The organism is Acinetobacter sp. FDAARGOS_559 (assembly GCF_003940475.1).
In the GTDB taxonomy this organism is placed as follows: Bacteria; Pseudomonadota; Gammaproteobacteria; order Pseudomonadales; family Moraxellaceae; genus Acinetobacter; species Acinetobacter baumannii.
On the sequence record NZ_RKJG01000005.1, the window covers coordinates 2,471,131 to 2,483,337 of the forward strand.

Annotated in this window: 11 protein-coding genes; all 11 read left to right on the forward strand. The window is 34.3% G+C overall.

Going from position 1 to position 12,207, the window contains the following annotated elements:
* Window positions 1-23: 23 nt before the first annotated feature.
* The 11 genes from EGS71_RS13380 to galU all read left to right on the forward strand — a co-directional run bounded on the left by EGS71_RS13380 (window position 24) and on the right by galU (window position 12,192).
* Complete coding sequence (locus EGS71_RS13380) at window positions 24-1,052, forward strand: hypothetical protein (protein WP_001989427.1); 1,029 nt, start codon at window positions 24-26, stop codon at window positions 1,050-1,052.
* Between the two features lie 47 nt (window positions 1,053-1,099).
* Complete coding sequence (locus tag EGS71_RS13385; RefSeq protein WP_000866090.1) at window positions 1,100-2,227, forward strand: glycosyltransferase; 1,128 nt, start codon at window positions 1,100-1,102, stop codon at window positions 2,225-2,227.
* Entirely contained in the window at window positions 2,220-3,254 is a 1,035-nt protein-coding gene (locus tag EGS71_RS13390; RefSeq protein WP_000471741.1) for a polysaccharide biosynthesis protein, read from the forward strand. The genes EGS71_RS13385 and EGS71_RS13390 overlap by 8 nt, the downstream gene beginning before the upstream one ends.
* A gap of 2 nt (window positions 3,255-3,256) precedes the next feature.
* Window positions 3,257-4,366 carry a UDP-2-acetamido-2,6-beta-L-arabino-hexul-4-ose reductase gene (gene wbjC / locus EGS71_RS13395; RefSeq protein WP_000697855.1) on the forward strand — a complete coding sequence of 370 codons (1,110 nt, stop codon included), beginning with the start codon at window positions 3,257-3,259 and terminating at the stop codon, window positions 4,364-4,366.
* Between the two features lie 12 nt (window positions 4,367-4,378).
* The gene (gene wecB, locus EGS71_RS13400; RefSeq protein WP_000734324.1) at window positions 4,379-5,509 is read left to right on the forward strand and encodes a non-hydrolyzing UDP-N-acetylglucosamine 2-epimerase; all 1,131 of its coding nucleotides are present in this window, start codon (window positions 4,379-4,381) and stop codon (window positions 5,507-5,509) included.
* 11 nt (window positions 5,510-5,520) lie between these two features.
* Window positions 5,521-6,714 (forward strand): glycosyltransferase family 4 protein, encoded by a 1,194-nt coding sequence (locus tag EGS71_RS13405; RefSeq protein WP_002009455.1) that lies wholly within the window; start codon window positions 5,521-5,523, stop codon window positions 6,712-6,714.
* 1 nt (window position 6,715) lies between these two features.
* Window positions 6,716-7,672 (forward strand): NAD-dependent epimerase/dehydratase family protein, encoded by a 957-nt coding sequence (locus EGS71_RS13410; protein ID WP_002009338.1) that lies wholly within the window; start codon window positions 6,716-6,718, stop codon window positions 7,670-7,672.
* Between the two features lie 3 nt (window positions 7,673-7,675).
* On the forward strand, window positions 7,676-8,692 hold the full coding sequence (locus EGS71_RS13415; RefSeq protein WP_002009475.1) for an MraY family glycosyltransferase: 1,017 nt from the start codon (window positions 7,676-7,678) through the stop codon (window positions 8,690-8,692).
* Complete coding sequence (locus tag EGS71_RS13420) at window positions 8,685-9,218, forward strand: acetyltransferase (RefSeq protein WP_002009370.1); 534 nt, start codon at window positions 8,685-8,687, stop codon at window positions 9,216-9,218. The genes EGS71_RS13415 and EGS71_RS13420 overlap by 8 nt, the downstream gene beginning before the upstream one ends.
* A 212-nt stretch (window positions 9,219-9,430) precedes the next feature.
* Window positions 9,431-11,305: a polysaccharide biosynthesis protein gene (locus EGS71_RS13425; RefSeq protein ID WP_002009497.1), complete on the forward strand. Its 1,875-nt coding sequence runs from the start codon at window positions 9,431-9,433 to the stop codon at window positions 11,303-11,305.
* Window positions 11,306-11,316: 11 nt separating this feature from the next.
* Window positions 11,317-12,192: a UTP--glucose-1-phosphate uridylyltransferase GalU gene (gene galU / locus EGS71_RS13430; protein WP_002009451.1), complete on the forward strand. Its 876-nt coding sequence runs from the start codon at window positions 11,317-11,319 to the stop codon at window positions 12,190-12,192.
* The last annotated feature ends 15 nt before the right edge of the window (window positions 12,193-12,207 follow it).

Consider the following 12,207-nt stretch of genomic DNA (forward strand, 5'->3'; position numbering starts at 1 on the left):
TTTCGGCAAGAAGGTAAGAGCGAATGAAGATAAGATTTAATGTGGTGGCAATATCTTTATATATGCTTCCAGCTTTAATTTACCTATACCTTACAAATTTGTCTAAGATAACTTTTTACGAGCCATCTTTATTTGCTATACAAGTTTCTTTATTTTTTACTGTAATGGGTTTTTTCTTTGGTACAATCTTATCAAGAAGATTGAGTTTTAAATTTTTTGATTTTCCTCCTAAATTATATCTTTTTATTATAAAATTATTATTATCTTTTGCTATTGTTAGTATTTCTATCCAACTTTTGAAGCATGGTATACCTCTTCTAAATAATAATTTAAGGGCAGATATTCAACAAGGATATCTATGGAATGTTTTTACTTTATGTTCAATGTTGTCCTTATTTTTTAGTAGTTATGTTTATTTTGTTTTGAATGTAAAATTTGACTTTCATATTAAAGGACTAATTTTACTATTACTGATATTAACAATTTTAACAGGTTGGAAAAGTACACTTCTAAACTATATTTTTATTTTTTCTAGTTTTTTTGTTTTATATAAAAAAAATAAATTGTCAATTTTATTGAAAGCTTTTTTTGCTTTCTTAGTAATATTCTTTGGTATTAATGCTATTAGATCTGGTGTTTATAGTGTTAGTTTTGAGGAGTTTTTTAGTTATTTTTTCTATGGTTTTGAAAATTTTGTTCGTATTGCACCAGTTTATACATCAGAATGTTTGCATTCGGTCCCTTTATTAAATTCTGAATGTCAGTTTACTTATGATAATGATTCATTAGTAAACCCTACATTTAATGTTTATACTGCTCTTATGCCAATTTATGCAGATGGTGGTTCTATCTTAGTTGGTTTTATGTTTTTTGTATTTGCTTTTATTTTGGGTCTAATTAAAGATTATAAAAATAGTTTTTTTATAACTTTTTTATTTTATTTAGCACATTATTTTTTCATGATGGCACATAATGGATATGTTTTTAACTCTGGTAGCTTTGCTATTTTGCTAGTCTTATTATTTATTTTTGATTTTATTCGAATTAGATAGTTCTATTGTTAAGTAGTATTTATTAGAGATATTTAAGGTATTTGATTATGAAAGTGTTAATTAATGCTGCTAATTTGCATAGTGGTGGTGGAGTACAGGTGGCTAGCTCGTTTATTAATGAGTTGCCATTTGTCTCAAATAATATCATTAAATACTTTGATATTATTGTTTCATCTGAAGTGGATAAGAATATTAGTCAGACTACAAAAAGTTTTTTTAAAAATTATAAAGTCCATAATATATTTGGATTAAAAAACTATAAACATAATATGGGCTTATTTGATAATTATGATCTTGTTTTTACAATCTTTGGTCCATGTTATCATTCAATTAAGGGGATAAATTTAGTTGGGTTTGCTCAGCCTTGGATTATTTATCCGAATAATGAGTGTTATAATATGCTATCAAGTGTAGAAAAATTAAAGTTCAAACTAAAATTTTTCTTACAGAAGAATTTCTTCAAAAAGTCGGATTACTGTGTTGTAGAATTAGAACATGTTAAGCAACGTCTAACTAAACTAAATATTTTTAAAGATAATCAGGTAGACGTTGTTTATAATACTGTTTCAAATATTTACTTTTCTCCTGAAAAATGGGAAAAAATAAAATTTGAATCATCTGAAAAAATTAAAATTGGTTTAATTAGCCGTGATTACTTTCATAAAAATACTAATATATTACCTAAAGTAAAAGAGACTTTGAAAAATAAATATAAAAAAGAAGTTGATTTTTATGTAACTTTCAATGAAGAGGAGTGGCTTAACAAATCTTCTTATTTTCAGGAAAATATTATTAATGTTGGTCCATTGAAGGTTAATGAATGTCCAAATTTTTATGAAAAAATGGATGCAATTATATTCCCTAGTCTTTTAGAGTGTTTCTCCGCAACACCTTTAGAAGCAATGATCATGAAAAAACCTTTATTTGCTTCTGATAGAGGGTTTATTAAAGATGTGTGTTTAGACTTTGCATTTTATTTTGAACCGACTGATCCAGAATCTGCTGCAGCTGTAATTAATGGTTTTATCGAAAATAAAAATATTAATGAGTTAGATATTAAATTAACAGCTGCACAAACCCATGCTAAAAATTTTTCCAGTGCACGACAACGTGCAGTTAAATATACACAGATTATTGAGAATTGTTTAAATAAGGAAGAGAATTCACATGTTTAAAGATAAAATTTTATTAATCACTGGTGGTACAGGATCGTTTGGTAATGCTGTTCTAAAGCGTTTTTTAGAAACAGATATTAAAGAAATCCGTATCTTTAGCCGTGATGAAAAAAAGCAAGATGATATGCGTAAAAAATATCATTCATCTAAGCTTAAATTTTATATTGGTGATGTGCGTGACTACAATAGCGTTTTAAATGCTACTCGTGGCGTAGATTATATTTACCATGCAGCTGCTTTAAAGCAAGTCCCTTCTTGTGAATTCCATCCGATGGAAGCGGTAAAAACCAATGTAATTGGAACAGAAAATGTACTTGAAGCAGCTATCCAGAATCGTGTTAAACGCGTTGTATGTTTAAGTACAGATAAAGCAGTTTACCCAATTAATGCAATGGGTATTTCTAAGGCAATGATGGAAAAAGTAATCGTTGCTAAATCAAGAAATTTAGAAAATTTAGATATTGTTATTAGCTGTACCCGATACGGTAATGTGATGGCATCACGTGGTTCAGTAATTCCTTTATTTGTTGATCAAATGCGTAAAGGTAAACCATTAACTATTACTGATCCTAACATGACTCGCTTCATGATGACACTTGAGGATGCGGTAGATTTAGTCCTTTATGCCTTTGAACATGGTGAAAATGGAGATATTTTTGTACAAAAAGCTCCTGCCGCAACAATTGAAGTCCTAGCTCAAGCATTAAAAGAACTACTGAATCAGAAAGATTATCCTATTACGATTATGGGTACTCGCCATGGCGAAAAAGCTTATGAAGCTTTACTAAGCCGTGAAGAAATGGCGGTTGCTATTGATCAAGGTGACTATTTCCGTGTCCCAGCAGATCAACGCGATCTTAACTATGAAAAATATGTAGAAAATGGTGACCTAAAGATTACAGAATTTGATGATTATAACTCGCATAATACCGAGCGATTAGATGTTGAAGGAATGAAGAAACTATTACTTAAGTTAGAGTTTGTAAGGGCTTTAACTAAAGGTCAATATGTGGATCCAGAGGCTTAAATATGAAGATCTTAATAACAGGTTCAAATGGCTTTATAGCAAAGAACTTGATTCAATTTTTATCAGAAAAACCTGAAGTTGAGATTCTAAAAGCTCATCGTGCAACAACAGATCAAGAGTTTGAGCAAGTAGTTTTAGCAGCAGACTGGATTGTGCATTTAGCTGGTGTGAATCGCCCTCTAAATGAAGAAGAATTTGCTGAAGGCAATACCACTTTAACGGAAAAGATCGCTCAAATTTTGCAGCAAGCAAATAAGAAAACGCCTGTTATTTTATCGTCTTCTATTCAGGTTGAACGTGATAATCCTTATGGTAAAAGTAAGTTAGGTGGTGAGCAGGCACTGGTAGCTCTTAATCAAGCACAAGGTAATCCAGTTTATATTTGTCGTTTAGCCAACGTTTTTGGTAAGTGGTCACGCCCTAACTATAATTCAGCTGTTGCGACTTTTTGCTATAACGTTGCAAATGATTTACCGCTACAAATTCATGATGAAAATGCAGTGATTCGTCTTGTTTATGTCGATGATGTAGTTGAGACATTCTGGAATATTATCAATGGACAACAGGTTGAACAAATTTTCCAAGTCGAACCTGAATATCAAATTACAGTAGGTGATTTGGCTAAAGTTTTAAATGGTTTTAAAGCATCAAGAGATACACTTATTACCGATCGTGTGGGAACAGGTCTTACTCGTGCACTTTATTCAACATACTTAAGTTTTTTTAAACCCGAGCAATTTGATTATAGTGTTCCAAAATATGGTGATGCCCGCGGCGTATTTGTTGAAATGCTGAAAACTCCAGATGCAGGACAGTTTTCTTATTTTACTGCTCATCCAGGCATTACTCGTGGTGGTCATTATCATCATACAAAAACTGAAAAGTTTCTTGTTATTAAGGGTAAGGCCCTATTTAAGTTTAAGCATGTCGTGACAGGTGAATTTTATGAGCTTGAAACGCAAGGTAATGAACCAAGAATTGTAGAAACAGTGCCTGGTTGGACACATGATATTACTAACATCGGTGATGATGAGATGATAGTGATGCTGTGGGCAAATGAAATTTTTGATCGTAATAAGCCAGATACTTATACGATGCCAATAACAAATTAAGAGTATAGATTTGTGAAAAAGTTAAAATTAATGACAGTGGTGGGCACACGTCCAGAAATTATCCGTTTGTCTCGCGTAATGGCTGCGTGTGATGAATATTTTGATCATGTTATTGTTCATACTGGTCAAAACTATGACTATGAATTAAATGAAATTTTCTTTACTGATTTGGGTATCCGTAAACCTGACCATTTCTTAAATGCAGCTGGTGCTACAGGTGCAGAAACGATTGGTAATGTCATTATTGCAGTGGATAAAATTTTAGATGAGGTAAAGCCTGAAGCTTTACTTGTTTTAGGTGATACTAACAGCTGTATGGCAGTATTACCTGCAAAACGCCGCAAGATTCCAACTTTCCACATGGAAGCTGGAAACCGTTGTTTTGATATGCGCGTTCCTGAAGAAATTAACCGCCGAATTGTTGATCATACTGCTGATATTAATTTAACGTACAGTACGATTGCCCGTGATTATTTATTAGCGGAAGGGTTACCAGCTGATTTAGTAATCAAATCGGGTAGTCCAATGTTTGAAGTACTTCATCATTACAAAGCAAAAATTGAAGCCTCAGATGTTCTTGAACGTTTAAATTTAAAAGAGCATGAATATTTTATTGTGAGTGCTCATCGTGAAGAAAATATTAACTCAGATCAGAACTTCTTAGATTTGGTAGAGATGTTAAATGCAGTTGCAGAGAAATATAAATATCCAGTGATTGTATCGACACATCCACGTACGCGTAAGCGTATTGAAGAGTTAAATGTTGAATTTCATCCTTTAATTCAATTACTAAAACCACTTGGTTTTAGTGACTACAACAAATTACAGCTTTCAGCAAAAGCTGCTTTGTCTGATAGCGGAACAATTAACGAGGAATCATCAATTTTAAACTTCCCGGCACTTAACTTACGTCAAGCACATGAGCGTCCAGAAGGAATGGAAGAAGCTGCTGTAATGATGGTAGGTTTAAAAGCGGAACGTATTTTACAAGGTTTAGCAATTTTAGAAGGTCAGACTAGAGGTGAAGATCGTCTTTTACGTCTAGTTGAAGACTATAGCATGCCAAACGTAAGTGAAAAAGTTGTGCGTATCATTATGAGCTACACAGATTATGTAAATCGAGTGATTTGGAAGCAATTTTAAGGTTATAAACTGTGAAAAAAGTATTGGTTGTTTCAGAGTTTATTGATCCTGATCAAAATTCTACAGGATACTTTTGGTATAAGATTATACAGAAACTTGCTCAATCCGATGGGGTTGAGCAGTTATCTGTTATAGCACCTTATTCAGGAGATCGTGGGGAAATACAGAAAAAGTTCTGTAGCAATATTGGCTTCTTATTATTTTTACATGCTTCTTATGATAAAAATAATTTATTTAAGCGATTGCTTGGTCAATTACAACAAACTTTTGGTTTTTTTAAGATTTTGTTAAAAAACTTAGCTAAGGATAAGGTTGTTGTTTCTGGAACAAACCCACTTTTTCTCCTAGTTTTATTAGCTTTTTTAAGGGTATTCATTCCATTTAAATGGTATTTGCTCGTTCATGATGTTTTTCCTGAGAATTTAGTTCCTGCAGGAATTTTAAAGAAAAATTCTGTCTTATTTAAAATAATGAATTTTATTTTTAATCGTATCTATTCTAGAGCCGATCATCTGATCGTGATTGGCCGTGATATGAAAAACTTAATGAGACAAAAAACGGGTAGCGATAATATTACAGTGATTCCGAACTGGGTAGATTTCACTGAAATAGAGGTTAGAGAGAAACAACAGTCTTCAATTATTAGCTCACTTGGCTGGAACGAAAATATAGTTTTCCAATTTTTTGGAAATATGGGACGTGTCCAAGGCATCTCTAATTTATTAGCTGCAATAAACTTAATTAATAATCCATCTGCCAAATTTTTATTTATTGGCGGTGGAAATGATGCTCAATTGGTAAAAGAGTTTACTGAAGACGAGAACAATAAAAATAAAGTTGCTTATATTGGAGAGTTAGCTGCCCAACAGCGAAGTTTAGGTTTGAGCTCATGTGATATTGCTATCGTAACTTTAGCAGAAGGCATGCTTGGCCTCGGTGTTCCTAGTAAGGCCTATTTTACTATGGCTGCTGATAGACCAATTTTAGCTATTATGGAAGAAGATGCAGAAGTGGCTAATATGGTTAAAGAACATAATATTGGCTGGATCTGTGAGCCAAATGATCCAGTTAGATTAGCATCATTAATTGATGAAATTTGCAAAACTAAGTTGAACAAAGTGTCTAATTCACCACGTCAAATTTTACAAGATCATTATCATCAGGATAAGTTGCTGCAAAGTTTTGCTGACATTGTGGAATCGTAATATGAAAAATATTTTAGTTACAGGTTCATCTGGCTTTGTTGGTAAGTCTTTGATCCGTTCACTCATTCTGAGTAATAAATATCAAAAGATATACGCTTTAAATAGACGGAAATCGCATATTCTACCTGAAAAGGTGGAGCAGTTAGTCGCGACTTCTGAATCTGTTTTTTCGACACCTATTCCTAATGATATTGATGTAATCATACATTTAGCAGGAAGAGCACATATATTAAATGATAATGTGCAAAACCCTTTAGAACAGTTTAGAGCGGTAAATGTGGAGGGTACATTACAACTCGCTCGACAAGCCTTAGAAAATAATGTTCAGCGGTTTATTTTTATTAGTTCAATTGGTGTAAATGGAGCCGTAACAAATAAAAAAGCTTTTGATGAATTAGATCCACCACAACCTCATGCCGATTATGCAATTTCTAAGCTGGAAGCGGAGCAAGCATTAAAAGAATTATTTGAGAATACAAATACTGAGCTTGTCATAATTAGGCCGCCATTAGTATATGCTGCTGATGCTCCTGGCAACTTTGCTCGATTACTTAAACTTGTTTCAACTAACCTACCTTTACCTTTTGCTTCCCTCAATAATAGGCGCTCTTTTGTTGCTTTAGAAAATCTAGTTTCATTTATCGAAGCTTGTATTGAGCATCCTCAAGCAAAAAATGAATTATTTTTAATTGCAGATAATGAGGTACTTTCTACCCAACAGCTTGTGATTTCAATCAGAAAAGGTATGGGGCGAAAGGCAAACTTAATTTATATCCCTAAGTTTCTTATGAGGGTAGGGGCTATATGTGTCGGTAAGGGTAAGTTGTATGAGCAATTATTCTTATCTTTAGAGATCGATGCTTCAAAAGCGCGTAATTTATTAAATTGGACTCCTCCAATTAATGCGTATGCTGCTCTAGAAAAAACAGGAAAAATATATTTTGAGAGAAGTGAGTAACTTATGCTGATGATTTGGATAATATTAGCAAGTTTTTTAATTTCGTTCTTGCTTACAGGCTATATGCGCCATTATGCATTGAAGAAAAATATTATTGATAATCCGAATGAAAGAAGTTCCCATACAATTCCGACACCACGTGGTGGTGGTGTATCTATTGTTATCACTTTCTTATTAGTTTTAGTGGGATTGATAGTTAGTCATCAATTAGAATCAACTACGGGTTCAATTTTAGTTGCTGCTGGATTAGGTGTTGCAGTTTTAGGTTTTCTTGATGATCATGGCCATATCAATTCAATGCTTCGATTAGCAATTCACTTTGTTATTGCGATTAGTACTGTTTTTTTCCTAGGTGGTTTCTCTGAGGTTACATTATTCAATGGAAACCTGCAGTTAGGTTGGTCCGCAAATATTATTGCAGTACTTTTTCTTGTATGGTTACTCAATTTATATAATTTCATGGATGGGATTAATGGAATTGCCAGTGTTGAAGCAATTACTACTGTACTAAGTCTTGGTTTTATTTATTTAGCATTAGGTACACCGTTATCTAGTGAATTATTATTTATTTTAGCGGCATGTGTACTTGGTTTTGTTCTATGGAATTTTCCTAAAGCTCGTATTTTTATGGGAGATGCCGGCAGTGGTTTTCTCGGATTAATTCTAGGTATTCTGGCTTTAATTTCTTTAAAAATAGACCCTGCTTTATTTTGTGCATGGATCATATGTCTAGGTGTATTTATCGTCGATGCCACTTTTACATTAATCCGTCGGGTGATTAATGGGCATAAAATGTATGATGCGCACAGATCTCATGCATATCAATATGCTTCACGCAAATACAATAGTCATACTACAGTAACAATTGGTGTACTGCTGATTAATGTATTTTGGCTTTTACCTATTGCCTATCTTGCATCACAAAAAGTAATGATGCCAGAATCTTTATTGCTAATAGCTTACATCCCTTTGATTTTACTTGCTTTATTCTTTGGTGCCGGAAAAACTGAAAATGCTTAAAAAGAATGTTTTATTAGTTTTAGGTGCAGGTGGGCATGGTAAATCTGTTGCAGAAGCTGCTCTCTTGTCGGGCAAATGGAAAAAAGTGGTATTTGCTGATGACAGTTGGCCACAAAAAACAGATATAGCGGGCTTTCCGATTGTCACGAATATAAATAGTATACCAGATATACTATCAGATATTTCTGCTGCAATTCCTGCTGTAGGAAATAACCAGCTCAGACAAAAATGGTTTCAACTATTAGAAAATTTATCGATACCTATTGCTACAGTTGTTCATCCATCTGCCATCATAAGCTCTAATGCTGAAATTGGTGAGGGAGTAACTATTATGGCTGGTTGTGTCGTGGGATTTGATGTGAAAGTAGGAGATGGAGCAATTATAAACATGGCTGCGTCAATCGATCATGATACTCATATTGGTGAATTTGCTCATCTTAGTGTAGGTGTTAAAGTTGTAGGGAATAAGAAAATAGACTCCTTATCATTTCTACCAGCTGGTAGTGTGATTACTCATTCAATGTAGTGATAATTTCTTAATTTAGAAACAAAAGATGTAAAAGTGTACAACTTTATAACCCCTATGATTGATAAGACCTTCTAGGGTAAGTAATGTGTTACAGATTTAGTAATAATGGTTTGATATACATTATGTAACCAATGCGTAAAACTTGTTTCTAGTTATATAAGAAATGAGTATAAATATCGCACGGTTACTAGAACGATTAGAAGAGTATTGTGAAAAAGATTATCTATCAATTCGCATCAGCCCCAAGACTTGCGAAACAATGTTTTTTGGTTCTTATAGACCTTTTTGCTGTTCCTGTTATTTTGTGGTTATGTTACGCCCTTCGTTTATTTGACTTAGGTGCAGAAGTTATTCCAGGTATCAATTATGGCGTAGCAATTGTTACAATTGTTGCTATTTTAAGTTTAACGATAACTGGAGTTTATCGGTTTATTGTTCGAACATTTAACGAAGCCTTTATTGCTAAATTAGCGATAGCTGTTGCGCTGATGGTCATTGTTTTATATGGCATGAATGCTTTTTCACCTGCATTTGTTCCGACTTCAATTCCATTAATGTTTGGCTTCTTAATGTTTGGTTGGGTTTGGTGTAGCCGTGCATTTATTCGTTTTATTGTGAAAGCTGCCTTACAAACGAGTGAAGAGCGTAAACGTGTAGCAATTTATGGTGCGGGTGATGCTGGTCAGCAAATTGCAGCAGTACTTTATCGTTCGGGTGATCATTTGCCAATGTTCTTTATTGATGATAATACCTCTTTACACGACCATATGGTTGGCGGTTTAAAAGTACTATCTTTAGAGAAAGCTTTACAACGTTTTGAAAAATATAGAATAGATGAAATTTTGTTAGCATTGCCTTCTGTAGGTCGTGTACGTAAAAGTGAAATTATTCAACAGCTAGAACCTGCACATCTTAAAATTACTGAACTTCCTGGCCTTACACAACTTGTTGATGGTGAGCTCAAAGTTGCAGATATTCGTGAAGTAGACATTATTGACTTGCTGGGACGTGATCCTGTACCTCCAGTAGACCATTTGCTCGCAAAAAATATCCGAAATAAGATCGTCATGGTTACTGGTGCCGGTGGTTCAATTGGTTCAGAATTATGCCGTCAAATTGTTAAGAATCAGCCTAAGATGCTGATTATTTATGAAATTACAGAGTTTGCCCTTTATAGCATAGAAAAAGAATTACGCTTAACGGCTCAATGTGAAATTGTTCCTATCTTAGGTACAGTGCAAGATCAACAGAAATTAGAGCGTATCATTGAGCAATATGGTGTTCAGACCGTTTACCATGCTGCTGCTTATAAACATGTACCTTTGGTTGAGTGTAATCCAATAGCAGGATTAAAGAACAATGCAATTGGTACTGCGAATAGTCTAAATGCAGCTGTGAAAAAAGGTGTGGAGACATTCGTTCTCATCTCGACCGATAAAGCAGTACGTCCTACTAATGTGATGGGTGCATCGAAACGTATGGCAGAGCTTTACTGCCAGGCCATGGCTGAAGCTCAAAAACAGACTCAAATTAGTATCGTGCGTTTTGGTAATGTATTAGGATCTTCTGGCTCAGTAGTACCGTTATTCAAACAACAAATTGCCAAAGGTGGTCCAATCACTGTGACTCATCCAGAAGTAACACGCTACTTCATGACTATTCCTGAAGCATCTCAGTTAGTTATTCAAGCTGGTGCTCTAGGTAGAGGTGGTGATGTATTTTTACTTGATATGGGTGAACCTGTTCGTATTCAGGACTTGGCTCGACAAATGATTTCTTTAAGTGGCTTAACCGTGCGTGAACAAGGTTCAATGCAAGGGGATATCGAAATTCAATATAGTGGATTACGCCCAGGTGAGAAACTTTATGAAGAATTGTTAATTGATCAAGAGAATACTGAATATACCGAGCATAGTAGAATCCTTCGATCCTTTGAAAAATTCTATCCTCTTACAGAAATTCAAGAAGTCTTTGATCGAGTGAATAATATGACCGCTGTCCAACAAGATATCGATTGGGCGCTATGTCAACTTGAGTACTATGTTGATGGTTATAAACGTAGTAAAGATATTATGGTTAATTAGAGAGTAAGTGTGTGATTAAAAAGGCAGTTTTACCTGTAGCTGGATTAGGTACACGTTTTTTACCGGCAAGTAAATCAATTCCTAAAGAAATGGTCACAGTAGTAGATCGTCCTGCAATTGAATATGTAGTACGTGAAGCTGTAGAAGCTGGAATTGAGCAAATTGTTTTAGTAACTCATTCATCTAAAGCATCAATTGAAAATTATTTTGATCGAAACTTTGAGCTTGAAACGACTTTAGAACAAAAGAAAAAGTTTGATTTGCTTGATGAAATCACTCAAATTATCCCATCTCATGTAAGTGTAGTGAGCGTAAGACAGCCTCAGCCTTTAGGGTTGGGTCATGCGGTTTTGTGTGCAAAAAGTATTATTGGCCAAGATGATTTTGCTGTGTTGTTACCAGATGTATTAGTTAAAGATAACTCAGGGCAAAATGATCTATCGCGTATGATTTCTCGTTATGAAGTGAGCCAAGCTGCTCAAATCATGGTTGAATCAGTACCCGATCATTTAGTAGATCAATATGGCATTGTTGATGTAAAACAGAGCCCGGCAGAGGGTGAAAGTATTGTCATGCAGGGTATTGTCGAAAAGCCTGCTGTCGGCTCTGCACCTTCTAATTTATCTGTGGTTGGCCGCTATGTGTTACCTGCAAAGATCATGCAATTACTTGAGAACACACCGAAAGGTGCGGGTAATGAAATTCAATTAACGGATGCAATTGCAATGCTTCAAGAAACAGATTCTGTTGAAGCTTATCGTATGCAAGGCCAAACATTTGATTGTGGTAGTAAGATCGGTTATTTAAAAGCTGTACTACATTATGGCGTTGCACACCCTAAATTAGGGAACGATTTTAAACAGTTAATTCAGGAACTTAAACTATAAAGTTTTGTAGCTCTG